Below are 25,175 nucleotides of genomic sequence, written 5' to 3'. Positions count from 1 at the left end.
TCTCCTTCTATCTTTACTATCTGCACGTTCATTACACGTCGCTAGTTAAGCTTGCTTGCCTGGCATCGTTCATCAGCTGCTTTAAAAACATCTTTATCGTTAGCAAACGCTCATTCAATCCGTCAGCAACTGTACAGGGCTATTCACTATTAATCTCTAGAACTTGCTGCAATAAATGCTTTTGCCCTTCAGGATTTTCATCCATAACAAATTCTGACTCGTCCTTCACAGAATAACCAATCGTTCCTTCTCCAAAATACGTCTCACTCTTATATCACGTACGCTACATTGAATAATAGATTCTGCTTATAACGCTCCAAGTTATTGGAAACGTACAAAAAAACACCCAGCTGACCGCTGAGTGTTTAAAATTATAGGTTCGAACCTTGGTATGCAGGTTTGGTCACCGTATCTTCTTTTTGGTCTAAACGATAACTCACGAATGCCAAACCGGATGCAATCAACGCACACAGTCCGCCGACCCACGACAAGTGGATCAAACTGCCGTTTGCGACGACGTATCCGCCAAGTGTCGCTCCCAGTGCGATGCCGATATTCACGGCTACTGGTGTGAGTGATGAAGCGAAATCTTTCGCAGCCGGAAAATACACTGCGGCCAGATTCATTAAGTACAATTGAATCGTTGCATTCATAACGTAGATCATGACCGCCATCAGCATGATGCTGATCAGCCCGGCTACGGTCGATTGCATTGTGAAGAAAAGCGACCCTAAGATAATGGCCTGTGCGATAAATACAAAGCGCAGCTTGCTGATGCCGTTATGGCTGGCAATTTTTCCTGCCAATACATTGCTGAGGATGGAAAACGCACCATAGCCCAAAAGAATGATGCTGATGTATTTTGTCTGGATTCCCAGACCTTCCTCCAAAATTGGAGTGATATACGTATAAACCGTATAGGTCCCGGCAATGGCGAACGTCGGAATAAAGAACGCCAGCACCATCCGCGGGTTGGTCAATAATTTCAATTGCTCTTTGGCGGATGCTTTCTCGACCGGCAAATGTTTCGGAATGATGAATATGCTGATAATCAAACTGATGACACCCAAGAGCGCTGTGAACCAGAACGTAAGCTGCCAGTTGCCGAGTTGTCCGATGAACGTCCCTAAAGGCACGCCTAGCACATTAGCGATGGTGAAGCCGGCGAAAATAAGGGCGATGATCGCCCCTTTTTTGGCTTCCGGCATGGTGTCACTCGCAATACTCATTGATAAAGCGATCAACACTCCGCTGACAACAGCTGTTAAAACGCGTGATAAAATTAAAAGCTCATAAGATCCCGACAATGCACTGATGACGTTGCCGATGATGAAGATGGAAATGAATAAGAGCATCAAGGGATATTTCGGGAAACGGCTGACGTAAGCCGTCAATAGAGGTGTACCAATTGCATAAGCGATGGCGAATCCTGAAATCAACGAACCTGCTGTAGCCAGTGTGATATTCAAATCGCTTGAAACCTCTGTCAACAACCCGACGATGACAAACTCGCTGGTTCCCATCACAAAGGTCAACAAAGTTAAGGTGAATGCTAATATTTTCTGTTTTGTCGTTAATAGATCTTCACGTACATGTGCGGCCATAAAACGGTTCACTCCAATTTTTGTTTTTATTTATAGTGCGTATTCCCCTACTCTTCTTTCACAAAAGTTTGGAGTTTAAAATATAGATATATCTAGAAAAATCGATATATGAAAAGGGCAGAGATTTGCCTCCAATTCGGAATTAAATCTCCTGTTTCACAAACTCAGCGATTTTAGCCAAGGTCTCTTCGTTCCGTCTGTAATATGTCCACTGTCCATACCTGACTGCTTCCAGTAATCCTGCCTTTTGCATAAGCGACAGATAATGCGAAACCGTGGATTGGGATAAGTTTACTTTATCTTGGATATCCCCGACGCAAACCCCACCTTCAATGCTTACCTCCTTCGGCAAATGCGCCTGTTGTTTCGGGAAGTTCTTTTCAGGTTCTTTCAGCCATTTCAATATATCCAGACGGGTCTTATTCGACAGCGCTTTAAATACATCTAGTTCATTTAAATTATCCATGGGCGTATTGTATATCGGATTTGTTCGATATGTCAATCAATGAGTACTGGGAACACCATCCTCCTATAAGTATAAAAAAACAGCCACAAATTTAAGCGGCTGTTTCTCATTAACTCTATCTAGTTATTTTCTCAAGCGTGCCAGAGTCATCTACTTTTCTTCATCGTTTACCAGCGCTTGGCGCAGTCCATCTTCAAAGCCATCCAAGTACTCGATCTTCCCGATTTTTCCTTTTTCTGGAGTGATTGCTTCCCCTTCAAAATTGAATTGACTGGATTCACCGTCTTCATCAGTATATTCTACTTGGAAAGTAAGGTCGTATAGCGTTGCTTCACTTTCATTTTGAACAATTTCAATAGCAGAAGGAGTTAAGTTATAATCGTGATCAAATCCAGAATACATAAAGGCGGATGTATTTTTAAAGGTCTCATAGCCGTTCTCTGTAAAATAGGATGCATAAGTTTCTTCCATGTAGTTCATGAGGTCCTGGTACTCAGCTGATTCCAGAAAGGCTTCATGATCATCAACGTATTTTTCTGAAACCTGAGCTTCCTCCATTGCATCCCATAATTCGTTGTACTTCTCATCTGGTCCATTGAATTCCTTTTCAATAACAGCCCGGATCGCTTGTTCATTTTTATCAACGGATTCTTTGGCTTCAGCCCCACTGCCCTCTGATGTTTCATTGGCTGAACACCCTGCAATCAATAAACTGGCGAAGATTAAAAACATAAGAGTAACAGTTTTTTTCATCGATGCATGTTCGTTGTCATTAACAAAATACATAAAATCCCCTCCTTCTATATAAGTAAAAGGTGTTAACTGTTTTCTACTGATTTATACGAATAAAACGGCAAACGGTTTCAATTCCCTTACAGTTAATTTGCATTTTTTTACTGCTAAAGAGACTTTTTCTTCTTGTCTATCAAAACCTCTAAAAGATAGAAGTTAACCGGACGCTGATCCACGTATAGGAAAGCCCACTAATTCACCTGCGAATTACGGCGCAAACCCATAATAGAAGAATACGTGCAGGTAAAACCCGATAGTGGAAGAAATCAGGGTGAAAACAATAAATATCCCTATCATCACCCACCGACTGATTTTCCCGACTTCCAGTTTCTCTACCCCTTTATAAGTATGAACCCACAAAGCGGCAAGGAGCGGCACCACCATCAAGAAATAAAACAGGATGATGCCGTTTCCGAAAATGTTCACGTATTCGCGCGAAAAACTCTCATCTGTCCGAAAGCGGTTATTGGTCCATGCGAATAAGATCAGAAAAAGAAATTGAATGATGACTGCGTAAATAAATAGAGGAATACGGAATCTGCCCAGATTGCCGAACTTCCAGAAGGCAAAGCAATAAATGACAGCGAGGGCTATTCCGATGTACAAATTTGTTGGATAAAGAATATCATCCCTCCTAATCAGATTAACAGTTCATACTTGAATGGTAACAATGATATCCAGTAATTACCAGATGGCATGAATTTTAATTCGTTTGTTAGCTTTTCAAGAGAATCCTACACAAGTTGGATTTGAATGCTCCAGGAATCCCACTAAAGAAAAGAGACCAATCACGATGATTGGCCCTGCTTAATTTACCCGATATAGGTAATGGCATCGATAATTGCTTTACAATCTTCAATGAGATCCCGATCAGCTTCATCTGTTAACCGTGCTGCTCGAGCAAGTGGATCAATCGCTTTTATTTTTTCACACAGCACATACCCTGTTGTTGCATGGTTTTTAGTTCTCCCATTGACGGGGACATGGGTTGGATATCTTTTATTTGTGTTTGTAATTGGCAAGACCCAAATCAAACCAGTCTCTTTATGTACAGTTTTTTCTGATACGACTATGGCAGGGCGATAACCTTGCTGTTCATGTCCTTTTGCCGGGGACATATCGACTTTTATAATGTCACCAGCTTTAAAATATTGTGTCATTTTCACTCCTCCATATGAATAATGCCTGTACTTTCCGGTTGAGGAATTAAGTACAGGCAAAAAGTCTTTAAAGTAGTAAATAATCTACCATTCTTCTTTTCCAACTGGCTCTGCTTCATCCCAAAAAGCTTCAGGCTCGGGTTTCGTACCATCGTAACCAGCGAATAATTTTTGGAAAGGAGTCAATTTGTTTTTTCGAACCAGCGAAATTCGATTAGGTTCAATCTCCACATCCAGTAAAGCATCATCTACTTCATCAAATCCGGCTTCCTCCAAGATATCTTTAGTAAGGCGTACCGCTTTACTGTTACCCCAGCTCTGAAGCTTTACCTCTTTGCGGCTCATACTCTGCTTGACTTGTGGCATATTGTTTCAGCTCCTCATCATGCTCGTTTTATATCTAGTATATACTTCGTATCTACATCTAGCAAGTAGCAGAGACTTTTCGGCCAATCAAAACGGTGACTACCAGATAAAGAAAATTATTCTTGAAAAGAGAAAATCTTAACTGGTGCTTCGCTTCATATCGCGTATCGCCTGAATGGACAGACGAACCAACAGGATGACACACAGGAACAATCCAGTATAGGCGGCTGTGTTCAGGTAGACCGCGTATTGGGTATTGATGAACTGTGCAATGGCTAATAGAGCGGCGGATATCATTCCGAAGGTGATACCCGACAACAACAGCACAAAGCGTGAAAAAAGTTGAAGGACAAAATTGGCATTGTGCTTGTCTGAGAAAACATCATGATGAAGGATGATTTTTCCGCCTTCGATTCGCTGGATCAATTGATCGGCGCGTTTCGGCAACTTCATCATTTCCGGTATCAGCAACGCCAATTCCTCTTCGATTTTTTGCTTGGTCTCACGCGGTTCAGTAAACGGCTTCTTCAGTACAGCAGTCTTGTATTTTTTCGCAAAGACTTTGGCTTCTGTGAACATATCGAACTTCGGATCGATGGTATGGAGCGTACTGTCGAGACTGATCAAGGACCGCAGCGCCATGCCCACGGATGGATAGAACGCCAACCCGAATTCGCGGACGATATCGAACATGGAATGGATAAGCTCATCAGTCGGAATCTTGTCCACATAGGAAATTTTCAGCAGCAATTGCCCGATCGCCTGTTCGAGCTTTTGGCGTTCAATTTGGCTATTGTCTTCCACTAATGCATTGATGGCATCAAAAATGACTTCTGCGTCATTTTGCTGGACGCCGATGATAAAGAGGTTCAAACCGTCTTGTTGAGGAGCGGCCAGCCGTCCGACGGCGCCAAAGTCCAAGAGAATCGGTTTGCCGTCCTGTTCATCGATGAAGATATTGCCGGGATGCGGATCGGCATGAAATATACCGGAAAACAGCATTTGTTCGAAAAATGAAAACAAAATGGTGCGGCCGAATTCCTTCTGGTCAATATTGAATTGGTCAAAGACTTGCTGGCCGCGGGAAATGCTTTTCCCTTTGAAATATTGCATGACGATTAAATTATCATTGCTGTATTCCCGGTAGACATGTGGAATCTTGACTGGATAATCGCTTTTTTTGAGTGCATTGGCAACTTGGATGGTGTTGCGGGTTTCAATGCCGAAGTTGATTTCTTCACGCAAGCCGTTCGCAAAACCGATGGCCAGTTCACGGAAGCCGATGTTCTCCGCCCATTTGGATTTGCTGGCGACCCAATCGGCAAATTCGACCAGAATGTCCAAATCATTGCGCATGATGCCTTTGACTTCCGGCCGCAGTAATTTTACTACAACATCTTCTTGCGTCTTCCTTAAGACAGCCCGGTGCACTTGCCCGATGGAGCCTGCAGCAAGTGGGTCCATCTGGAATTCCGAAAAGACGTCTTCAACACTCGCGGACAAAGAATTCTTTAAAATCGTTTTGACCTGATCACTGGTCAAGGGTTTAACATCCTGTTGCAGCGTTTCCAGTTCCTCTATGAAAACCGGTGAAAACAGCTCGGTGCGCGTAGACAGCACCTGTCCGAACTTGATGAAGATCCCGCCGCTTTGCTCCAGCGTATCACGGAACGCGATGGCGAAATCCCGGTTGCTTTCCCGATGGCGCGCATAGCGGATGGTTCGGGAAAATCCGTTACGGACGGCGATCTCCAACACCTGGCTCAGGCGTTTCTGGCGGCGCCACCGATGTCTCAGCCTTTGGATGATGAATTTCTGTCCGGTGATGCGCTCTCCCCGTTCCCCCAGTTCAATGGGATCGAACAGCTCGAAAAACAGATAGAACAGCATCGAGATCAGCAGCATGCTGCCAATCCAAATGATGGCACTGGCATCAGTGACCGCAAAAGTGATGTTTTCACTTAAAACATCCGTATAGCGTAAATAGGAATACCAATAGACAAATGTCGTCAAGCTGACCCCCAGCAGGACAGACAGGATCCGTTTGGTGAAGTTGATCTGTGAACCCATTAAACGGCCACTCACATAGTAGATAAAAAAGGCCACCACCAGTAGTCCCATTAACATAATGAAATAGATCATGAAGGGCATTCTCCTTTCATCACCAATCCTTGACAGCAATAGGTGGACTTTATTTCTTCAGTATATCAAATCTTTGGGCGGATAGACCTGAATCGCTCAGAAAATCGACTACAAAGAAATTTTGCCGGTCACAGTTTTGAACCCAGTGGCGCCGGTATTCTTTGGATGAGCTCCAGCAAACCAGTGGGATATAAAGTCGTTACATCGAGTGCCAGCTCATCCAGAGTGACCCATTTCGCTTTGGTCGTTTTGCCACCTTCGGTCACGGCAAATTCTTCTTGCTGATAGAGGTCGTCTTCTTCAAATTCAACTTCGTAGACGAGGGTGATTTCATGAAAAACCTGATTTTTAAGCGTAAAGATGTTCTCCACCACATCCAGGTAGCGCACAATGTGGATGCTAGCACCGATTTCTTCTTCAAACTCCCTTTTTAAACTTACAGCGGACGGTTCCCCGAGCTCGATGGTGCCACCCAGTGGCCGGTAAAATGGACCGTCTCCTGCCGAATGGGGTGTGAATTGCTGTTCCAGGAGAATCGCATCTCCTTTTCTGAGGATTCCTAAGGTGGTCGCCCGTGGACTAAGGTGGCGGTTCTTTTTCTTCTCATAATCAGAGACTACAGAAGAGACAATATGGATGGTGTCCCATTCCCTTTTCGAAAACGCGATGATGGGATACGTTTTTTGAAAAAGCTGTTGATTGATGTCGCTTGGAGCCAGTCCTTGTTCATAAAGATTGATGATGGTTTGCTGTAGGGCTTCCAAATGATGCAGCTTCTGCTCAAGCAAAGCGCGTCCATTCTCCAGAAAGCCTGCATGGCTGCAAAATACCGACTCGAACGGCAGCGCCAATAGTTTGCGTAATGACGCTGCAAGGAGCGCGACCGATTCAGTTTTCATCATGACACGCGTTTTCGGTGAGACAAATAAGTCGCCCGTGAAAAGTCGGCCCGATTCCTCATGAAACAAAGCGACATGGTCGTCTGCGTGCCCTGGTGTATGGATCACTTGCCAGTCGAGTGTGCGGGAGCGGACGCGCGCTCCAAGGGGTTGTGCGTCAAATGCGCTTCGATTGCCCCAAGTGATTTTCCGGTACTCCGGGTACTCCCCGTTTTCTTTTGTAATTTCCAATCCCAATGGATGAATAAAGAATGGAATCTCCTGATTTTGTTGTAGCCAAGCCGCATTGCCGGTATGATCCTCGTGATGATGTGTCAGCACGACCCGGTCGAACGTGTGCTCATTGAAAAAACCGATCAATTCCTCCTGCAGCTTTTCGGCACCGGTATCGATCAGCATGCCGTCAACCAGATAGATGAAAACTTTGCTGCGGGTTTCTTCAAGTATCCCTTCAATGCACAGCACCTGTTCTTTTTCATAAACCTTAATCATGTTCTTATCCCCCTCTGGCTCCCTATCCGTTTCTTTCATGATACAAATATGGCTGTCTTCTGTCACGCGAAGCTTTAAACTGGTAAAGGGATAAAGCTTCGCGTTTCTTTTCATACTGATTTTTCTTTTCTTGTGGACGGTTTTTGTTTTTAATGATATGTCCTTATGTAGTTTGTTACATATCTAATAAAAAAGAGCATTTTCCCTACTCTCGGACCTGTTCAACCAGAAATTCATTGATTTGTCTCCGGTTTTTAAAAACCCATGTTTTATCAGGCATCAGTTCAAGTTTTTCAAGAAATACCGGCTTCATCGTTTCTTCAAAATAACGGTTCCATGTGAACATTTTCAGCAGCATCGATAAACTGGGCTTGTAATTGGACCGCTCCGCCCCCACCCGCTGTTTCAAGTAACGGACTACACACCGGTAAGTCCTTTGGTGATAAGGAATGTCCAAGAAAATCACGATATCTGCAGTTTGGATCGCTTTATCCGTCCAACCGATGTGGACGCCTTCTATGATCCAATCCTTTTGTGCAATAGCTGAAAGCAACTGCGCATCTCTGACAGGTTCGGCATTGCGGACGTCTCCGCCCTCCTGCCGCTGCCAGACGAAATTATCCGTTTCAAAATGCTGAACGCGTAAAGCATGTGACAACTGACGCGCCAGGGTGGATTTGCCGCTCCCCACTGAGCCGATGATGTAAAGTTTCATGACTCCGCCGCCTCGGCCACCCGCGCCATCAAATCTTCCACTTCCTGCCGGCTGCTGTTACTCGGATCCAGCTTCAATAAGGTTCTTCCAACCAGGTTGACACCTGCATTGGAGCCGCTGTAGACAAACAAAGTCTGATCACTGCTTTTTTGGGTCAAGGAAAAACACAGCGAGATGCGGAACAGCCCAGCTGCTACAAAACTGATATCTTTGCGTTTGTACGCCGGCAAATCTTCATAAGCGGTAATTTCCATGACATAGCTGACCAACCGATTGCCCATCCGGTTCTGCTGTGCATACTTGGATCCCACCCGGTTCGGCGGCCCTTCGAGCAATTGATGTTTTTCCAGCTGCGGCATAATCGTCTGCAGTTGCTCGTCTGAAAACAAGCTCCACACCTTATCGATTGGCGCATTGATCACCCGTTGTTCATTCCACTGGATCATCTCCCCCGCTCCCCTCTATAGCTTCAGTGCTTCATCCCTTACCCGCTCCATGAACGTGGTGACGGTCTGCTGGCGTTTTTTCTTGCTGCCCGACAGCAGCATCGCTTTGCCCATCAAGCCTTTGCCTTTATTGGTGCCTTCATAGATGAACTTTGTGCGATTTTCCCCTTCCCTCACCAGCGTAAACGAATAAAACACTGTGAAGCTTTGCCCCATCTCAAACTGTGTCTGTTTGAGTTTTTTATCCGGACTGTCCGCATAGCCTACGGTCTCGATGATGTAGGTCTGCAGCTGAGTGCCTTCGTGATAGCTTTGTGCGTGTTTGGCGCCAAGCTGGTCATTATCGTTTTCCAGCAGGATATGCTCCTCGACTTTCGGCATCAGCTTTTTGATGTTGTCGTCCCGGAACAAACTCCAGACTTTTTCGATATCGGCATCAATCATCATTTCTTCTTTCCATTTCACCATGGGTGTTCCTCCTTCGGTCTAACTTGCTCTCAGTCATTATCCCATTCCTGCCCCAAAGATTCACGTCCGGTTGCTTCCGTTTCAGGGGACTATGGCATACCTGTTCGAGTTCTCCGGATTTCCGCTCACTTGAAATAATCGCCAGCACCTTTATAATGGGAAAAGGAACGGAGTGATTCGGTGAAGACCGCGACCATATTGATTTTATTCATAATTGCGATGCAATTGATAATTGCTGCAAATGCCCTGCTGTTCAGTGGAGCGCTGGGCGATCTCGTTTTCTGGTTCAATTCATCTCTATTCATGGGGGCATTGGCTGTTTATGTTTACCGCATGGACAAAGACAAAGCAGCGGCCGGGAAAAAATAAAAAGCAGCAAAGACGTTTTGCGTCTTGCTGCTTTTTATTTTTCGATTGCCTATCGTTTGCTGACTGTTTTTTCGAGATGGCTGATCTGATTGTAGTTTCGGATGATCCAGTTGTCTTCATGAAAATGGATGTGGCTGAGGCAGGCATTCAGTAAGCGGGTTTTCCCGGAACCGATTTCACCGTCCGACAGCTCTCCAAGTATGGCGTTGATGACACCGCCATGGGAAACCAGCAGCACGCGCTGTTCTTTGTAACGGTCGTTGATGATCTTCAACCCCTGTGCCAGGCGTTCAGCGAATAGCTCATTGTCTTCCTGATTCGGATAATGCCTGTCCGGAAAAGTAAGTGCCCGCTCCTCATAGGTTAAGCCCTCTGCATCACCGAAATGCTTCTCCGCAAACTCTTCCATTTCAATCAGCGGCAAATCCAATGTTTCATTGATGATTTCAGCAGTACGACGGGCGCGCTGCAATGGGCTCGTGACGATCAGATCCCAGTTGGAGTCGGATAAATACGCCCCGCATTGAGCTGCCTGCTGGACACCTGCCTCGTTCAACGGAATGTCGGTTTTTCCTTGAATTTTTCCTCGTGCATTCCAATCGGTCTCTCCGTGACGTACCAAGCATACGATGGTCATATTTATTCACCCCTTTAGTCAATCGTGTATTTCTTCATTTTACCATAAAGTCACCTGAGGCTCATCTATAAAACCTCTACTTTAGCAGCTACTCGGTCAGTAGCTCAACACCTCTAGCAAATTGCCGTCGGGATCTCGGAGATAGACCGAATCCATTTTCCCAAGAGCCCCGGTCCTTTTGACAGGCCCTTCTTCAATCTCGACACCAAGTTTAGCCAAATGGGCTGTGATTTCCTTGACTGAGCTTTCTGTAATAAAACAAAGATCCCCGCTTCCTGCTGTCGGCGTTGCCGCTTTCGGTTCGAACTCTTTGCCTGTTTCATGAAGGTTGATTTTTTGATTGCCAAATTTCAGCGCAGTCCGCCCTTCCCCAAAACGAATCACTTCCATACCCAGTACCTGTTCATAAAATCTGCAGCTTTCTTCGATGGATGACACCGTCAAGACCAAATGATCCAAATGCGTGATTTTCATCCAGACACGTCCTTCATAAGTAGTTTTCCTAATGTATACCCTCTTTTTAACGTAAAAGCTTGTTTTGAACTGATTTTGTATTAGCCTTATGTAGATAATTACATTTATAAACCTAAACCCCATTTTGCCATCAAAAAAAGCCCCTATGGCTATCAGGGGCTGCCACACATCGGTTATTCCTTTAATTCGACGACAAAGGTGGTCATTTCTTTGATCTTGCCTTCATCTTCATCGTCCAATACATAAAAATCGCAATAGGCATAAATTTTCGGGACATCCCCTGTGCCTTTTCGGATCATCTTTCCTTTGAGCGCCGCTTCTCTGCCATTGGTCAAGGACAGCTCGGTGGTGTATTCCATGTCCGTATAGCCATCATCCACGCCGAATGCCACATCGAGAAATGCCTGCTTGCCTTTGATCGGTTCTGACCCCACTATGGTCCAAACGATGTCTTCCGCAATGCTCTCTTCTATGAATTGGCGGTCTCCCTGAAAGAAAGCCCCATTGAATTGCCGGAAAAAATCCGTGTTTCTTGCCGTTTTCATCGCCAGCCGCTCCTTCCGGTCCTTTTTTCCTTTCTTTGTATTTCTTCCGTTTAACGGTCTGCAGAACTCCCGCTTGAAACAACGGAAGATCCGCTGGTAATTCCCCTTTTCTTGGATAACCATTAGATAATAGCAACTGCCGGCCAACTTGCATACTTGCTGTGAGACTTTTCACCTCTTCCCGATCAATTTCCCCAGTGCACCGGTTCCGGACTCTTCAATTGCATCGTAGTATTCAATACCCCATTCCGTTTGAAAACATACGCGAAAACCGCTGCCGCTAAGATTTATTTTGCATTAAATGACTCAAAAAAACCGCTCCAGGTTACGCCCTGAAGCGGTTGTTGATTATGCGGCAACGGGAACCCGTTTTTTCAATGAGCCAGCGACAAGTGCGGTAACGACCGCTCCTGCCAGAATGGCCACCACGTACATCAGAATGCTGGCAACCCCTCCATCGACGAGGCCGATGACGAACACGCCGCCGTGAGGAGCGCGCAATCCGATGTCAAACAGCATGACCATGGCACCGGTGACCGCCGCTCCAGCTACTGAAGCCGGAATGACGCGGGCAGGGTCGGCTGCAGCGAACGGGATGACGCCTTCGGTGATAAAGCAGGCACCCAGCACATAAGCGGTCTTGCCGGCTTCACGTTCCGGTCTGGTGAATTTGTTTTTGAAAAGTGTCGTAGCAATCGCCATGCCCAGCGGCGGAACCATTCCGGCCGCCATGACGGTCGCCATGAAATTGAAATTCTGCGCATCCAGCATCGCAATGCCGAATGTATAGGCCGCTTTGTTGATCGGGCCGCCCATATCGATAGCCATCATGCCGCCGAGCAGCAAACCGACCAGCACCAGATTCGTGCCGCCTAAACTTTCAAGGAAAGCGGAAATGGTCGTATAGACTTTCGTCAGCTGTGGATTGACGAGCATCATGATGATGCCGGTGATGGCAATCGCAAAGACCGGATAGAACAGTACCGGTTTCAAGCCTTCCAGTGCATCGGGCAAATCCGCAAACGCTCTTTTGACCAAAAGCGTCACATAACCGGCCAGGAATCCGGCGATCAATCCGCCGAGGAATCCCGAACCGCCGCTTGCTTCTTCTACACCGGTGACAGTAATGGCAATCAATCCGCCGATCATACCCGGCGCAAACCCGGGACGGTCGGCAATGCTCATGGCGATAAAGCCGGCCAGTACCGGAACCATCAAGAAGAAGGCGTTGCCGCCGCCGATGGTGCTCAGCATGGCCGCAAATTCATTGTATTCAGGACTGTCAGGGTTGGAGGCGTTGATGCCCCAGAAGAACGAGATAGCGATCAAAATCCCGCCGCCGACAACAAACGGCAGCATATTCGAGACCCCGTTCATCAAATGCTTATAAAACCCGCCTTTGGTTTCCCCGGCGTCCGCTTCATCTTTCGACTTGTCATGCTTATAGGTCGGGGCATCTCCGTTTACGGCACGGTTCAACAGATTGTCCGTTTCATAGATGGCTTTGCCGACTGCGGTCTGGATGACCGGTTTGCCGTCGAAACGGCCCATATCCACTTTCGTGTCGGCTGCAACGATGATGGCATCCGCTCCCGCAATGTCTTCATCGGTCAAGCGGTTTTTCACGCCGCTCGAGCCGTTGGTCTCCACTTTCAAGGCGATGCCCAGCTCTTTTGCGCGTTCGTTCAATTTTTCAGCGGCCATATACGTGTGCGCGATCCCAGTCGGACACGCCGTGACGGCCAGGATTTTCTTTTGCGTGCTGTCGACGGGGATGTTTTCAGCTGCCTCTTCCGGTTCTTCCAGGGAAGCTTCTTTATCGGTCACCACCTGCAAGACTTCCTGTTTGGATTGCGCAGCGAGAATATTCGTGCGGAACTGATTGTCCATCAGGTAAGTTGCGAGGCGTGACAGCGCCTCCAAATGATCGTCATTGGCGCCTTCAGTAGCGGCGATCATAAAGAACAGATTGGCCGGCTGGCCGTCGAGCGATTCAAAATCAAGTCCATCAGGCGCACGACCGAAAGCGATGGCTGGAGATTTCACCGCCGCCGACTTGGCGTGCGGGATGGCGATGCCGTCTCCGATGCCGGTGGTGCTTTGGCTTTCGCGTTCGAGTATGGCTGCAGTGAACGCACGTCTATCGGCCAATTTGCCTGCGCGCTCCAATTGGCCGGCAAGTTCTTCCAGTACTTCTTGTTTTGTCGCAGCAGTAAGGTTTAAGATGATGGTTTCTTCTGTCAACAGCTGAGTGATTTTCATGTGGTCACACCCTTTTCTTCGAATGGATAAATCTTTACTTGGTCAAGCAGCCTTTCTACGTCTTCCCTGCGGCATAAATCCGACCGGAAAGCGGTCGCACTCCCACTGGCTACTCCGTAGCGGAAAGCGAGCTCCGCGTTCTGATCGGTGGCGTAGGACGCAATGAACCCCGACACCAGTGAATCGCCGGAACCAACGGTGTTGACCACGGTTCCTTGAGGTGCTTTGGCGATTAAAGCCTGGTCTTTTGTGACAAGCAGCGCACCGCTCCCGCCCATGGAAACGACAACATGTTCCGTGCCGCGCTCCACCAGTTTTTTTGCGTAGCGGAATGCTTCCGGCACTGTGGTAATTTCCACACCGAACAGTTCACCCAGCTCTTGTTGATTGGGTTTTGCCAGAAACACCGGGGCGGTAATCAGGCTTTCCAGCGCAGGCCCTGAAGTATCCAATACAAAACGGACCTTATTGGCTTGGCAGATTTCCGCGAGTTCCAGAAAATAATCGGCGGCGATAGAGCCCGGCAGGCTCCCTGCCAGCACGAACCAATCGCCTTCAGCAATATTTTGTACTTTTTCCGTCAGGGCATCCAGTTGGGCGGCATTCAGATTAGGCCCTGGACCATTCAGCTCGGTTTCTTGAGCCGATTTGATTTTGACGTTAATCCGGGTGATTTCCCCCGTTTTGATAAAATCGGTGTCAACGCCTTCGTTTTTCAAAAACTCCTCTATATAATGTCCCGTAAAGCCTCCGGCATAACCGAGTGCCCGATTAGAGACACCAAGCCGCTTCAAAACCCGGGAGACATTGATGCCTTTTCCGCCGGGATAGTAATAGACTTCGTCGGAGCGGTTCAGTTTCCCGCTTTCAAATTCGGGTACATAAACTGTGTAATCGATGGAAGGCGTGATTGTGCAGGTGTATATCATGGTGCCACAACCTTTACTATTGTCTTTTTTTGGAGCCCAGCATTGGCTTCTTTGGAAATTTCATCTACAATTAAAGTGGCGCGATCCAAATCCATGATTTTGGCAAAACTGATTTTATTGGCTTTGGAATGATCAGCGAGCGCAAACGTCTTTCGCGATAAGGAGCTGGCCATCTGTTTGACAGCTGCTTCCTCTGGGTCCGGTGTGGTGTAGCCGTATTCCGGATGGAAGCCGTTGATGCCGAGAAAACAGATGTCGAAGCGGTAGTTCCGCAAAGCAGAGATGGTATGGGAGCCGACAAAAGCTCCGGTCCGGGGCTTCATCAAGCCCCCGGTCAAATAGGTCGTGATGCCTTGTTCATTAAGGGCTTCAACAAGCGTCAATCCGTTGGTGACGACCACCAGATCTTTGTCTTTCAAAAACGGAATCAATTGGAAGGTCGTGGTGCCCGCATCCAGGAAAATACTATCTCCCTGTTGGATCAGTGAAGAAGCGAATTCTGCAATCCTGATTTTTTCTTCCAGAAACTGTGTGGATTTGTCCGATATGCTAGGTTCCATCAGATTTTGTCCCGGCAAAATGGCACCGCCGAAAACGCGTTCCAATTTCCGGGAATGTTCAAGATCGGTCAAATCCCTTCGGATGGTCGATTCTGATGCGCCGGTGGTTTCCACCAGCTCCTGTATTTTGACTGTCTGCTTTTCATCCAACAATCGTAGAATATAGGCATGACGTTCGTTGGTCAGCAAGTTCTCACCTTCTTTTTAATAGAGTAAAAGTTCTGTTAAATAGATAATACTTGAAATCGCTTCCACAATCAATCATAATCGTTCATAAGCAATCAAAAAACGCCATTTTAAAATTTACATTCACTCAAAACCCGTCACAATCGGTCAGTGGATACATAAATGGCTGCACCTACAAAAGGAGGAAATCAATCATGGTCGAAAAACAATTTACAATTACAGATGAAGCAGGTATGCACGCACGTCCGGCATCCGCATTAGTTGGAGCGGTGTCAAAATTCAAATCGGATATCACAATCGAACACAAAGGCAAAAAAGTGAACTTGAAATCCATCTTGGGCGTTATGTCCCTGGGTGTTCCAAGCGGTTCAGTCGTCACGATCGCAGCTGATGGCGAAGACGAAAACGAAGCCATCGAAAAAGCGGCCGACGTCATGAAAGCAGAAGGGATCTCAAACCAATGACACAAACAATGTCCGGAATAGCAGCATCAAATGGCATCGCCATCGCTAAAGCTTTCCGCTTGGAAAATCCGGAATTGAATGTTGACAAACGGACGATTTCGGATACCGACAGTGAATTGGAGCGATTAACTTCCGCCTTGGAGCAATCGATCACCGAACTGGAAGCCATCCAAAAGAAAACCGCAGAACAGATCAGCGAAAAGGAAGCGGCGATTTTCGGCGCTCACCTGCTGGTCCTGAGCGACCCTGAACTGGTCGGACCGATTACCGAGCGCATCACCGCGGACAAAGTCAATGCGGAGTTCGCCTTGCAGGAAACGACGGATATGTTCATTTCCATGTTCGAAGCAATGGACAATGACTATATGAAAGAACGCGCCGCGGATATCCGTGACGTCAGAAAACGGGTTCTTGCCCACTTGTTAGGCGTCACGATCCAAAGCCCGAGCATGATTTCAGACGAAGTCATCATCATCGCGGAAGATTTGACCCCATCCGATACCGTTCAATTGAACGCCGAGTTCGTCAAAGGCTTCATCACCGATATCGGCGGACGCACTTCCCATTCGGCGATCCTGGCGCGGACGCTGGAAATCCCCGCCGTGGTCGGCGCGAAAAAGGCGATGGCCGACATAAAGAACGGCATGACAGTCATCGTCGATGGCTTGGATGGGACGATTCTGATCGACCCGGAAGACAGCGTCATCGAAGAATACAAAAACAAGCAAACGGCCTATGACCAGCAAAAAGCGGAATGGGCCGTATTGAAGAACGAAGCCACCGTAACTGCGGATGGCCAAGCCGTTGAACTCGGTGCCAATATCGGAACGCCGAAAGACATTGCCGGCGTCGTCGATAACGGCGGCGAAGCGATCGGCTTGTACCGCACGGAGTTCCTTTATATGGGACGCGACCAGTTCCCGACAGAAGACGAGCAGGTTGAAGCCTACGCCGCTGTCTTAAAAGGCATGCAAGGCAAACCAACCGTAGTCCGCACTTTGGACATCGGCGGCGACAAAGAGCTGTCCTACCTGGACTTGCCGAAAGAACTGAACCCATTCCTTGGCCTGCGCGCAATCCGCCTGTGCCTGGAAATGCCGGATATGTTCCGGACGCAGCTGCGTGCCCTGCTTCGGGCCAGCGTCCACGGGAACTTGAAAATCATGTTCCCGATGATTGCGACAGTCGATGAATTCCGCGCTGCGAAAGCATTGCTGCTGGAAGAGAAAGCGAAACTGCAGTCTGAAGGCGTGGAAATCAGCGAATCGATTGAAGTCGGCATCATGGTCGAGATTCCATCGACCGCTGTCATGGCGGATACTTTCGCCAAAGAAGTGGATTTCTTCTCGATCGGCACCAATGACCTGATCCAGTACACGATGGCCGCTGACCGCATGAATGAAAGTGTGTCGTATTTGTATCAGCCATTCAACCCGGCGATTTTGCGTCTGGTGAAAATGGTTATTGACGCTTCTCACCGCGAAGGAAAATGGACCGGCATGTGCGGGGAAATGGCCGGGGACGAAATTGCGATCCCGATCCTTCTCGGACTGGGTCTGGATGAATTCTCGATGAGCGCTTCATCGATTCTGAAAGCCCGTTCACAGATCAGCAAACTTTCCAAAGCGGAAATGGCCCAGCATACAGACCAGATCCTGGCGCTCAGTACTTCCCAGGAAGTTGAAGATTATGTTAAGAAACTTTCCGCAAAATAAAAAACGAGCCAAGGGATCTTTTCCCTGGCTCGTTTTCTTTTGCTTAAAAAGGGTTGGTTGCCCACTGGCTTGATGTTGGAATAAAGATCCGCGGATGCAATTTCAACTGCGCGACCATATATTCCGCCAGGTCCTCCGGCTGCATGAACTTTTCTTTTTCCTGAGCTGTTTCGCCTTCCTTGTGCGTCAAATCCGTTACCACACGGCTCGGCGTCAAAGCAAAAACGCGGATGTTCTGCTTGCGGACTTCTTGCGACAAAGCTTCCGTCATTCCCAGCACACCAAATTTCGAAGCACTATAGGCACTCGATCCAGCTGTTCCGCGCAGACCTGAACTTGAGGAAATATTAATGATGTCTCCCCTGTTTTTTTCGATCATCTGCGGCAGGACAGTTCTCGTGACGTAGTACATGCCCATCAAGTTGACGTCAATGACCCGTTTCCATTCCTCCGGCTCCAATTCCAAAAACGGGCCGTATTTGCCGATTCCGGCATTATTGATCAATATATCTGCAGTTCCAAGTTCTTTCGTCAATTTTTTCACGGCCGCTTCCACCTGCTCTAAGTCGGAAACATCCGCTACTGCATATGCTGCACGTCCACGAAGCGATTTGATTTCAGCAGTCAGCTTTGCTAAATCCGCTTCTGTACGCGCAATCAGCCCAACATTGACCCCTTCATTCGCCAAAGCCAGCGCCGTTGCGCGGCCGATGCCTTTTCCCGCTCCTGTGATAAAAGCCGTTTTTTCTGTCAATACTTGCATAATGTAAAACTCCACCTCTCACTAATCTGTCCCATTCATTTTGCATTCACGAAAAAACTTGCACGCTTTTTCTTTACCCCTAATAGGCCAGGGGATAAACAGCCCGAAAATAAAAAAAGGAATCTGAATATGTTGAATGAATATTCAACAAAAATACCGCATGTCATTCATTATTCAATATTCATTATTCATTAATATTTTAAATGTGTATTCAGTGGAAGGTTTTAAAGAAGGCGTCGAACGAACAGACTCGGCGCCTCTCCTATTCTCCCCATTCCGAAAAGATCGTAAATAATTTATTCATCCGTATCGTTTTCTTCTTTTTCTTGCTGGTCTGTCTGCTCTTCCGCTTCAAAATCAGGAAGCTGCTCTTCAGGAGTCCCCGTAAATTCTTCTTTTTCCTCTTCTTCAGTTCTCTTCTTATTATATTTATTCATGTTCTGGCTCCTCCTTATGATTGTGGTTACATTTAGAATACCCCTCTCCGGATTTCTTTAATCCAGATTTCTTATCTTTGGTTGACGCGAAGGATGGCACAAAAAAACCTGTGCATAAATGCACAGGTTTAAACTTGTTGCTGCTTTGACAAGGTATCGAGAATGCCCATGGAACTGACTTGCATATCCAGCCGGATATAGGGATAGACTTCGTGATCATCCGGTACGTTTTGAGTTCTTAAGTAAGCCTGAACCCGGTCAAACATACGATCGGCCAATTGATCCGGCGCCAGTTGTGCAGCCATTGCCGCTTTTCCTTCTTCCAGAAAAACCTGGAGCCATTCCTCGGATTGGCGCAGCGCTTGTTCTGGCTGGTCGGATTTGCTGAAATGGCCGTAATAGATGGCATCCAGCTTTGCGGCAGAAAACCGTTCAATGGCGTTTTGCATGGCTTCCGGATTGAATTGGTTGGGCGATGTCGAAGGCAGGTACAGTTCAATTCCTTCCCGAACCAATTGGTCATAGCGGATCCCCACTGTATCACCGGCGAAAACCCCGTTGCTTACGGGATCATAGATGCTGAAATGATGGTTGGCATGTCCTGGAGTGTTCCAGAATTCAAGCGTGCACGAAGGGCCGATTTCGAGACCATCGCCTTCTGACTTAATGAGCAGACGATCTTCCGGAATGGCAACGATCGGATCAAACAACTCATCGAACTGCTCGCCGTACACCATCCGTGCCCCCGCAATCAGGCGGCTCGGATCAGACAGATGCCGTGCGCCTTTCGGATGGACCACCACTTTGGCGTTCGGACAATCCTGCAGCAAAAGACCTGCTCCACCCGAATGGTCCAAATGGACATGGGTGACGATTATGTATTTGACGTCTTCCAGCGTAAAGCCTAAAGCAGCCAACCCTTTTTTAACATGTTTGACCGATGGGCTTGGCCCGGTGTCCACCAGTGTCAGTTCTTCTTCAGCGATGACGTAAGTGCCGGTCCGGTCCGGCAGCCCCAAGTCAAATCCGTCGATCAGGTGCATGCGTTCATTCAAGCGAATCGGTTGTTTGTCTTTCATTTTATCCATCCCCTTTGCATTGTTTAGTCTTTGTTCATTATAGGAATATTCTATCATCCAGTTCAGTTGCCCGCCTAACAAAAGGAACTTCTTTTCATAGCCGCTTTCAGGGAACGCCAAGCCATGAATTTCGAAAAGGAAAGATTGGCGCGAACCCTGTGCGGCTGTTTTGCTTTATTTTGCGTCCTTGCCAGTTTGGGTGAAGCCATCCTTTTTGGGAATGAAATCAAAAATCTCCTCCGTTTCGAATGTTTCGATTAGCCGGTTCAGCCATTCGAAGTAACCAAGTCCTGCATGAAGTTTGGCTAAGTCTTTTTCAGCCTTGCTTGTTGTTTCATCATCTAAGGACTCTTGATCCAGCAACTCAGTCAATTCAAGGATGGACTCATGAAAGGATACTGTTTTGCGGTCAATGATCTTCCGCCAATGGTAGCCATAATATTTGAGGAAACTTTCATAATTGTCATCTTCCACTTGATAGAGGTCTCTCCGTTGCGCTTTCTGTGACACCTTCTTCACCAGTCCCATCTCTTCCAATTCCCGGACGGCGATGCTCATACTGGCTTTACTCATATCCAAAAGTTCCATCATGTCGTTCAAGGTCATCGGTTTTTCGTAATAATACATGACGGACAGCAGACGCCTGACAGTCTGCTGCATCCCGATTAAGGTTTGGCTGTCTGTATTTTGCTCTATGATGCGATTTCTTGCTTCCTCGAATTTTTCCAAACGAATCACACCTTTTCTGGAATCTCAGCTAAATTACTTGCTGTTGAATACCGCCGATGCAAACAATTTCGCCGTCAGCAGCATCGATTTTTCATCAACATCGAACTTTGGATGGTGATGCGGAAAAACGGCATCGATTTCAGGGTTTCCTCCCCCCACCCAAAAAAATGAACCCGGCCGGGCATCTACATAATAAGCAAAATCTTCCCCACCCATATCTGGAGGTTTTACCATGACTTTATCTCTTCCGACCAGATCGATTGCCAGATTTTTAATGAATTCCGTCTCCTTCGGATGATTATACAAAGAAATATATCCTTTAGTATACGTTACTTCAATAACCGCTCCGTTTTTTTCAGCTGTTTTTTGCGCAATCATTTTCAGCGCATTTTCAGCTTGTATCCTCACTTGTTTATCGTAAGTGCGCACGGTCCCTTTGAGATAAGCTTTGTCCGGTATGACATTATAGGCGTCTCCACTGTTGAATGCACCGACAGTCACGAGAGCCGGTTGAAGTGGATCGATCCTGCGGCTGACGATATCCTGCAAATCAACAACGAGGTGGCTCCCGATCACCAGCGGATCGATGCACCAATGGGGCTCTGCGGCATGTCCTCCGCGTCCGTGGATCGTAATGTCGAACGTGTCAGAAGCCGCTTGTACGTATCCGTCATTGACTGCCACCTGACCCACCGGGTAATTGACTTCCACATGGGCTCCGTACACTTCATCCACTCCGTCCAGGCAGCCGTCTTCCACCATCGACTTTGCTCCGCCCGGCGCCAATTCTTCTGCATGCTGATGGAGGAATACCACATTTCCCGGAATTTCATCTTTTACGGAACTGAGTGCTTTAGCCGTTCCCAATAATGCTGCTGTATGGATATCATGTCCACACGCATGCATCACGCCCGGCACCTGGGAGCGATACGCCACTTCTTTTTCATCTGCAATGGGCAATGCATCGAAATCTGCACGCAGCGCAATAGTCTTTCCGGGTTTTCCGCCTTGAAGGTAGCCGACGACACCGTTGCCACCAACCCCAATCTTCACTTCCATTCCAAGTTTCTTCAAGTATTCTGCAATAAAAGCTGGTGTCCGTTTTTCCTGAAACGATAATTCCGGATGCATGTGCAAGTCCCTGCGTATTTCCACCATTTCAGGATAGATGGTTTCAAGCTGCTGGTAGATTTTCTGTAACATGGAGAAACTCCTTTCTTTGATCCATTCTGATAAATCTTAATAACCCCGCAATTGATATAGAGCAGCAGTCTTTTTAAAAACTCAAAAGAAAGGCGGATAGCCATCCGCCTTTAAAAGTTATTTATCAAGTGTGATTTCCGTAGTGTACAAACTGCCGGTCGGATGCGGATCAAACCCTTTGACATAATCCTGTGCCCCCAGAATTGGTGTCGGGTGAACCAATGGGATGATCGGTGGGTCTTCATGCATGATTTCCTGCGCTTCTCTATACAGCTCGTTGCGCTTCTCCTCATCTGTGATGGAACGCGCTTCTTCAAGCACTTGATTGAATTCTTCATTTGTGTAATGGGTGGAGTTCAAGCTGCCGATGTTATTTTCATGCCATAGGGAAAAAAGGAAATCATCCGCATCGCCATTTGTACCTGTCCATCCAAGAATGAAGGTGTCGGCTTCCCCAGCTCTTGCTTTTTCGAGGTAAGTGGCCCATTCAAAACTGACGATATTAGCGGTGACACCGATGTCCGCAAAATTAGACTGCAGGTATTCCGCGACTTTATTGGCGTCAGGCATATAAGGACGCGGGACGGGCATCGCCCACAGCTCCATTTCAAACCCGTCCGGATATCCTGCTTCGGCCAATAGCTCTCTTGCTTTTTCCGGGTCGTAGTCATAGGTCTCCACTTCATCATGATGTCCATCTATAACCGGTGGAATGGCATTTTTTGCTGGCTCCTCCATTCCGGCAAACAGCCCTTCGACCATCGCTTCCTTATCGACCGCATGGCTCAATGCCTGTCTGACTAGAGGATCATCGAAAGGTTCCCGTGTTACTGTAAATCCGAGATAGCCGATATTCAAAGCGGGACGTGTCAACAATCGGAGGTTCTCATCCTCTTCGATTTGCTGCGCGTTTTCCGGGTCTACTCCATCAATCATGTCGACTTCCCCGCTTATCAACGCATTCATCCGTGCGGAATTGTCCGGGATGGCGCGTATGATGACCTGGTCAAGCTTTGGATACCCCTCTAATCGATAGTCTTCGTATTTGCTCATCACCACCCGGTCATTCCGTATCCATTCATCGAAGACGAAAGGTCCGGTTCCGACCGGGTTGTTGCTGTAGTCTTCCCCGTGAAGCTCAATCGCTGCAGGGCTGGAAATCGCAAAGTTGGTCAGCGCCAATTCTTTCAGGAATGTTGGTTTGAGTGTATTCAACTTGAATTCAACTGTCGTTTCATCGAGTGCTTCCACCGATTCGATGATATGCGATTCATCATCAATGAATCCTCCAAAAACTGAACCATAGGTCGGAAATTGATCTCCTGAACCATTCATCCAGCGTTCGAAATTGACTACGACCGCTTCCGCGTTAAAATCTGTCCCATCGTGGAATTTTACACCCTCCTGCAACTGGAACGTGTACGTCAGTCCATCTTCTGACTCTTCCCATTCTTCCGCTAGCATCGGTTCAATGCCGGTTCCGCCCTCTTCAAAAGCCACCAGATTTTCGAGCATGCTCTGTGCCACATTCGTCGATTCGTTATCCGTCACTTCCGATGGGTCGAGTGATACGGAATCTCCCCCTCTGGCAAAGACGAACACGCCGCCCTCCTCCTCAGCTCCGTCTTCACTGCCACCGGTTTCTGCATTGTCATTGGAACATGCGCCCAATAAAAAGCCCGTCACCATAAGTACGATCAACGATAGGTGAATACGGTACTCCCTTCTCATTTGCTTCACTCCCTTTTCAAGATTGATTTTTTCCAATAGCCGCCTTCAACTTCCCTTCTTCGTTTCCAAAAAACAAAATTGAACGTTTAGGATTTTCTAAACGATCCTTGGCTACCAGTATAAAATAGAAATCTTTTGATGTAAACCAGTTATCTGATTTTTCTGATTTTTTATCGTGGGTTGAGCTTCCATTCCTCGCCACAGTGCCTCTCACCTTATGGAAAATGAAGATACTGCAAAAAAGAGCGGAAGGATAAATTGCTCCTTCCGCTCTTTTAATGCAACTTCTTCTATTTATAACCTTAAAGATTGGAAGTCCTTTGGGTAAAGTCGATTCCCGGATAATAGGCGTTTTTCACCAGCAAATTCGGGCCCAGGCATTTGACTGCTGGACAATGGCAGGATATGGACTGCGCCAAAGGACGGCTGAGCCAGTTATTAAGCATCGCCGGCAGCGAATCATTCTTGATATTGCCCATCGGTGGCGTGTCGCCGAAATCCGTGACGATCACTTCACCGGTGAAAATATTGACGTTGAGGCGGGAGCGCCCATCCGGGTCGTTTCGGACCGAGACGTTTTTGCTGCTGCGGATGCGTTTAAATAAAGCCTGTTCCTCAAAATCGTCACTGCATGGATAAAAGGGCAAGGTGCCGAAAAGCATCCAGGTGTTGTCATCCCGGCTGTCCAATAATTCATGGATGGCGTTTCTGGTTTCTGCCAGTGACAGCACCTCCAGATTGGAAGCGAAGTCACTTGGATACATTGGATGAATCTCGTGGCGAGCGCATTTCATTTCTTCAACAATTTGTTTATGGATAGTTGCCAGATGCGGCAAAGTCCTTTTGTTGAGCATCGTTTCTGCAGATACCATAACACCCGCTTCTGCTAATGCCCGGCTATTATCGATCATCCGCTGGAACTGCTCAGTGCGCCGTTCACGCGTTGGTTTTCGCTCCATCTTGGCAAAGCCGCCATCAATGAAATCATCCACTGTCCCCCAATTATGCGAGATATGCAGCACATCCAAAAAAGGCGCAATCAACATATATCGTTCAAGGGGTATGGTCAGATTCGAATTCATCTGCGTCTGTACACCGCGTTCGTGGGCGTATTTCAGTAAAGGCAGTACATACCGCTCCACAGACTTTTTTGAAAACATCGGCTCTCCACCGGTCAGGCTGATGGTCCGCAAATGCGGTATTTCATCCAGACGGGACAATAACAAGTCAACCGGCAAGGCATCAGGATCCTTTTGTTCCAGCATATAGCCTACCGCGCAATGTTCGCAGCGCATATTGCATAAATAAGTCGTGGTGAACTCAATGCTCGATAGGGTTGGCTTGCCGTGCTGCTCGATATCAAGGTAAGCCTCCCACGGGTCATTCAATGGGCTCATCGGCTTTGCAGGCTGTAATTCTAGTGTCATATCATCAATCTCCTAAGTATTTATTCCGATATTAAGTATGCGCCTGGAGCGGCATTTACGCAATGCGATAAAGATAAACTGCTTCAATTAAAAAAGTCTATTTTATTTTCTGGAA

28 protein-coding genes are annotated in these 25,175 nt (G+C 47.2%); 3 read left to right on the top strand and 25 right to left on the bottom strand.

What is annotated here, in order from left to right:
- Positions 1 to 371 precede the first annotated feature (371 nt).
- The 11 genes from Q0785_RS09010 to Q0785_RS08960 all read right to left on the bottom strand — a co-directional run bounded on the left by Q0785_RS09010 (position 372) and on the right by Q0785_RS08960 (position 9,550).
- On the bottom strand, positions 372 to 1,604 hold the full coding sequence (locus Q0785_RS09010) for an MFS transporter (protein WP_298828806.1): 1,233 nt from the start codon (positions 1,602 to 1,604) through the stop codon (positions 372 to 374).
- Between the two features lie 142 nt (positions 1,605 to 1,746).
- Positions 1,747 to 2,070 (bottom strand): metalloregulator ArsR/SmtB family transcription factor, encoded by a 324-nt coding sequence (locus Q0785_RS09005; RefSeq protein WP_203339970.1) that lies wholly within the window; start codon positions 2,068 to 2,070, stop codon positions 1,747 to 1,749.
- A gap of 150 nt (positions 2,071 to 2,220) precedes the next feature.
- Complete coding sequence (locus tag Q0785_RS09000; protein WP_298828804.1) at positions 2,221 to 2,856, bottom strand: hypothetical protein; 636 nt, start codon at positions 2,854 to 2,856, stop codon at positions 2,221 to 2,223.
- 213 nt (positions 2,857 to 3,069) lie between these two features.
- The gene (locus Q0785_RS08995; RefSeq protein WP_298828801.1) at positions 3,070 to 3,468 is read right to left on the bottom strand and encodes a hypothetical protein; all 399 of its coding nucleotides are present in this window, start codon (positions 3,466 to 3,468) and stop codon (positions 3,070 to 3,072) included.
- Between the two features lie 206 nt (positions 3,469 to 3,674).
- Positions 3,675 to 4,022 (bottom strand): type II toxin-antitoxin system PemK/MazF family toxin, encoded by a 348-nt coding sequence (locus Q0785_RS08990; protein ID WP_298828798.1) that lies wholly within the window; start codon positions 4,020 to 4,022, stop codon positions 3,675 to 3,677.
- Positions 4,023 to 4,106: 84 nt separating this feature from the next.
- On the bottom strand, positions 4,107 to 4,388 hold the full coding sequence (locus Q0785_RS08985; protein ID WP_298828795.1) for a hypothetical protein: 282 nt from the start codon (positions 4,386 to 4,388) through the stop codon (positions 4,107 to 4,109).
- Between the two features lie 138 nt (positions 4,389 to 4,526).
- Positions 4,527 to 6,530: an AarF/UbiB family protein gene (locus Q0785_RS08980; protein ID WP_298828792.1), complete on the bottom strand. Its 2,004-nt coding sequence runs from the start codon at positions 6,528 to 6,530 to the stop codon at positions 4,527 to 4,529.
- A 128-nt stretch (positions 6,531 to 6,658) separates the two neighbouring features.
- The gene (locus Q0785_RS08975; protein ID WP_298828789.1) at positions 6,659 to 7,921 is read right to left on the bottom strand and encodes an MBL fold metallo-hydrolase; all 1,263 of its coding nucleotides are present in this window, start codon (positions 7,919 to 7,921) and stop codon (positions 6,659 to 6,661) included.
- Between the two features lie 205 nt (positions 7,922 to 8,126).
- Positions 8,127 to 8,636, bottom strand: coding sequence for a DNA topology modulation protein FlaR (locus Q0785_RS08970; protein ID WP_298828786.1), 510 nt, complete (start codon positions 8,634 to 8,636; stop codon positions 8,127 to 8,129).
- The gene (locus tag Q0785_RS08965; RefSeq protein WP_223638790.1) at positions 8,633 to 9,082 is read right to left on the bottom strand and encodes an SRPBCC family protein; all 450 of its coding nucleotides are present in this window, start codon (positions 9,080 to 9,082) and stop codon (positions 8,633 to 8,635) included. Before Q0785_RS08965 ends, Q0785_RS08970 begins: the two co-directional genes overlap by 4 nt.
- 15 nt (positions 9,083 to 9,097) lie before the next feature.
- The gene (locus Q0785_RS08960; protein ID WP_223638788.1) at positions 9,098 to 9,550 is read right to left on the bottom strand and encodes an SRPBCC family protein; all 453 of its coding nucleotides are present in this window, start codon (positions 9,548 to 9,550) and stop codon (positions 9,098 to 9,100) included.
- 180 nt (positions 9,551 to 9,730) lie between these two features.
- On the opposite strand from Q0785_RS08960, the gene Q0785_RS08955 reads away from it, so the two are divergent.
- Positions 9,731 to 9,919 carry a hypothetical protein gene (locus Q0785_RS08955; protein WP_298828781.1) on the top strand — a complete coding sequence of 63 codons (189 nt, stop codon included), beginning with the start codon at positions 9,731 to 9,733 and terminating at the stop codon, positions 9,917 to 9,919.
- Positions 9,920 to 9,968: 49 nt separating this feature from the next.
- On the opposite strand, the gene Q0785_RS08950 is transcribed toward Q0785_RS08955, so the two are convergent.
- The 6 genes from Q0785_RS08950 to Q0785_RS08925 all read right to left on the bottom strand — a co-directional run bounded on the left by Q0785_RS08950 (position 9,969) and on the right by Q0785_RS08925 (position 15,515).
- Positions 9,969 to 10,556 carry a histidine phosphatase family protein gene (locus Q0785_RS08950; RefSeq protein WP_298828778.1) on the bottom strand — a complete coding sequence of 196 codons (588 nt, stop codon included), beginning with the start codon at positions 10,554 to 10,556 and terminating at the stop codon, positions 9,969 to 9,971.
- 96 nt (positions 10,557 to 10,652) lie between these two features.
- On the bottom strand, positions 10,653 to 11,030 hold the full coding sequence (locus tag Q0785_RS08945) for a VOC family protein (protein ID WP_298828776.1): 378 nt from the start codon (positions 11,028 to 11,030) through the stop codon (positions 10,653 to 10,655).
- Between the two features lie 173 nt (positions 11,031 to 11,203).
- Entirely contained in the window at positions 11,204 to 11,575 is a 372-nt protein-coding gene (locus Q0785_RS08940) for a nuclear transport factor 2 family protein (protein WP_298828771.1), read from the bottom strand.
- Positions 11,576 to 11,923: 348 nt separating this feature from the next.
- Complete coding sequence (locus tag Q0785_RS08935) at positions 11,924 to 13,837, bottom strand: PTS fructose transporter subunit IIABC (protein WP_298828766.1); 1,914 nt, start codon at positions 13,835 to 13,837, stop codon at positions 11,924 to 11,926.
- Positions 13,834 to 14,766 carry a 1-phosphofructokinase gene (pfkB, locus tag Q0785_RS08930; protein ID WP_223638775.1) on the bottom strand — a complete coding sequence of 311 codons (933 nt, stop codon included), beginning with the start codon at positions 14,764 to 14,766 and terminating at the stop codon, positions 13,834 to 13,836. The genes Q0785_RS08935 and pfkB overlap by 4 nt, the downstream gene beginning before the upstream one ends.
- A complete protein-coding gene (locus Q0785_RS08925; protein ID WP_298828764.1) occupies positions 14,763 to 15,515 on the bottom strand; it encodes a DeoR/GlpR family DNA-binding transcription regulator in 753 nt (250 codons plus the stop codon). Before Q0785_RS08925 ends, pfkB begins: the two co-directional genes overlap by 4 nt.
- A 191-nt stretch (positions 15,516 to 15,706) precedes the next feature.
- Between Q0785_RS08925 and Q0785_RS08920 the strand changes: the two genes are divergently transcribed.
- Positions 15,707 to 15,976, top strand: a complete 270-nt coding sequence (locus Q0785_RS08920) for a phosphocarrier protein HPr (RefSeq protein WP_223638763.1) — start codon at positions 15,707 to 15,709, stop codon at positions 15,974 to 15,976.
- Complete coding sequence (ptsP, locus tag Q0785_RS08915) at positions 15,973 to 17,691, top strand: phosphoenolpyruvate--protein phosphotransferase (protein ID WP_298828759.1); 1,719 nt, start codon at positions 15,973 to 15,975, stop codon at positions 17,689 to 17,691. Before Q0785_RS08920 ends, ptsP begins: the two co-directional genes overlap by 4 nt.
- 43 nt (positions 17,692 to 17,734) lie before the next feature.
- Here the strand turns inward: ptsP and Q0785_RS08910 are convergent, their stop codons facing one another.
- The 8 genes from Q0785_RS08910 to yfkAB all read right to left on the bottom strand — a co-directional run bounded on the left by Q0785_RS08910 (position 17,735) and on the right by yfkAB (position 25,060).
- Positions 17,735 to 18,454: a 3-ketoacyl-ACP reductase gene (locus Q0785_RS08910; protein WP_223638759.1), complete on the bottom strand. Its 720-nt coding sequence runs from the start codon at positions 18,452 to 18,454 to the stop codon at positions 17,735 to 17,737.
- A 296-nt stretch (positions 18,455 to 18,750) separates the two neighbouring features.
- Complete coding sequence (locus Q0785_RS08905) at positions 18,751 to 18,891, bottom strand: hypothetical protein (protein ID WP_298828753.1); 141 nt, start codon at positions 18,889 to 18,891, stop codon at positions 18,751 to 18,753.
- A gap of 128 nt (positions 18,892 to 19,019) precedes the next feature.
- A complete protein-coding gene (locus Q0785_RS08900; RefSeq protein WP_298828750.1) occupies positions 19,020 to 19,970 on the bottom strand; it encodes an MBL fold metallo-hydrolase in 951 nt (316 codons plus the stop codon).
- 174 nt (positions 19,971 to 20,144) lie between these two features.
- Positions 20,145 to 20,699, bottom strand: coding sequence for a MarR family transcriptional regulator (locus tag Q0785_RS08895; RefSeq protein WP_298828747.1), 555 nt, complete (start codon positions 20,697 to 20,699; stop codon positions 20,145 to 20,147).
- Between the two features lie 33 nt (positions 20,700 to 20,732).
- Entirely contained in the window at positions 20,733 to 21,902 is a 1,170-nt protein-coding gene (locus Q0785_RS08890; RefSeq protein WP_298828744.1) for an amidohydrolase, read from the bottom strand.
- A gap of 117 nt (positions 21,903 to 22,019) precedes the next feature.
- Entirely contained in the window at positions 22,020 to 23,633 is a 1,614-nt protein-coding gene (locus tag Q0785_RS08885) for an ABC transporter substrate-binding protein (RefSeq protein ID WP_298828742.1), read from the bottom strand.
- A 16-nt stretch (positions 23,634 to 23,649) separates the two neighbouring features.
- Complete coding sequence (locus tag Q0785_RS08880; protein WP_298828739.1) at positions 23,650 to 23,835, bottom strand: hypothetical protein; 186 nt, start codon at positions 23,833 to 23,835, stop codon at positions 23,650 to 23,652.
- Between the two features lie 100 nt (positions 23,836 to 23,935).
- On the bottom strand, positions 23,936 to 25,060 hold the full coding sequence (gene yfkAB / locus Q0785_RS08875; RefSeq protein ID WP_298828736.1) for a radical SAM/CxCxxxxC motif protein YfkAB: 1,125 nt from the start codon (positions 25,058 to 25,060) through the stop codon (positions 23,936 to 23,938).
- Positions 25,061 to 25,175 lie beyond the last annotated feature (115 nt).

It is taken from the genome of uncultured Planococcus sp. (assembly GCF_947501725.1).
Taxonomy (GTDB): Bacteria; Bacillota; Bacilli; order Bacillales_A; family Planococcaceae; genus Planococcus; species Planococcus donghaensis_C.
The sequence above is the reverse complement of the archived record's forward strand: the minus strand, read 5'-3'. Positions and strand labels throughout refer to the sequence as shown.

Bases quoted from the DNA above. Each gene is read 5' to 3' on its own strand.
- Q0785_RS09010 (WP_298828806.1), bottom strand. From the start codon at position 1,604: ATGGCCGCACATGTACGTGAAGATCTATTAACGACAAAACAGAAAATA.
- Q0785_RS09005 (WP_203339970.1), bottom strand. From the start codon at position 2,070: ATGGATAATTTAAATGAACTAGATGTATTTAAAGCGCTGTCGAATAAG.
- Q0785_RS09000 (WP_298828804.1), bottom strand. From the start codon at position 2,856: ATGTATTTTGTTAATGACAACGAACATGCATCGATGAAAAAAACTGTT.
- Q0785_RS08990 (WP_298828798.1), bottom strand. From the start codon at position 4,022: ATGACACAATATTTTAAAGCTGGTGACATTATAAAAGTCGATATGTCC.
- Q0785_RS08985 (WP_298828795.1), bottom strand. From the start codon at position 4,388: ATGCCACAAGTCAAGCAGAGTATGAGCCGCAAAGAGGTAAAGCTTCAG.
- Q0785_RS08980 (WP_298828792.1), bottom strand. From the start codon at position 6,530: ATGATCTATTTCATTATGTTAATGGGACTACTGGTGGTGGCCTTTTTT.
- Q0785_RS08975 (WP_298828789.1), bottom strand. From the start codon at position 7,921: ATGATTAAGGTTTATGAAAAAGAACAGGTGCTGTGCATTGAAGGGATA.
- Q0785_RS08970 (WP_298828786.1), bottom strand. From the start codon at position 8,636: ATGAAACTTTACATCATCGGCTCAGTGGGGAGCGGCAAATCCACCCTG.
- Q0785_RS08965 (WP_223638790.1), bottom strand. From the start codon at position 9,082: ATGATCCAGTGGAATGAACAACGGGTGATCAATGCGCCAATCGATAAG.
- Q0785_RS08960 (WP_223638788.1), bottom strand. From the start codon at position 9,550: ATGGTGAAATGGAAAGAAGAAATGATGATTGATGCCGATATCGAAAAA.
- Q0785_RS08950 (WP_298828778.1), bottom strand. From the start codon at position 10,556: ATGACCATCGTATGCTTGGTACGTCACGGAGAGACCGATTGGAATGCA.
- Q0785_RS08945 (WP_298828776.1), bottom strand. From the start codon at position 11,030: ATGAAAATCACGCATTTGGATCATTTGGTCTTGACGGTGTCATCCATC.
- Q0785_RS08940 (WP_298828771.1), bottom strand. From the start codon at position 11,575: ATGAAAACGGCAAGAAACACGGATTTTTTCCGGCAATTCAATGGGGCT.
- Q0785_RS08935 (WP_298828766.1), bottom strand. From the start codon at position 13,837: ATGAAAATCACTCAGCTGTTGACAGAAGAAACCATCATCTTAAACCTT.
- pfkB (WP_223638775.1), bottom strand. From the start codon at position 14,766: ATGATATACACCTGCACAATCACGCCTTCCATCGATTACACAGTTTAT.
- Q0785_RS08920 (WP_223638763.1), top strand. From the start codon at position 15,707: ATGGTCGAAAAACAATTTACAATTACAGATGAAGCAGGTATGCACGCA.
- ptsP (WP_298828759.1), top strand. From the start codon at position 15,973: ATGACACAAACAATGTCCGGAATAGCAGCATCAAATGGCATCGCCATC.
- Q0785_RS08910 (WP_223638759.1), bottom strand. From the start codon at position 18,454: ATGCAAGTATTGACAGAAAAAACGGCTTTTATCACAGGAGCGGGAAAA.
- Q0785_RS08905 (WP_298828753.1), bottom strand. From the start codon at position 18,891: ATGAATAAATATAATAAGAAGAGAACTGAAGAAGAGGAAAAAGAAGAA.
- Q0785_RS08900 (WP_298828750.1), bottom strand. From the start codon at position 19,970: ATGAAAGACAAACAACCGATTCGCTTGAATGAACGCATGCACCTGATC.
- Q0785_RS08890 (WP_298828744.1), bottom strand. From the start codon at position 21,902: ATGTTACAGAAAATCTACCAGCAGCTTGAAACCATCTATCCTGAAATG.
- Q0785_RS08885 (WP_298828742.1), bottom strand. From the start codon at position 23,633: ATGAGAAGGGAGTACCGTATTCACCTATCGTTGATCGTACTTATGGTG.
- yfkAB (WP_298828736.1), bottom strand. From the start codon at position 25,060: ATGACACTAGAATTACAGCCTGCAAAGCCGATGAGCCCATTGAATGAC.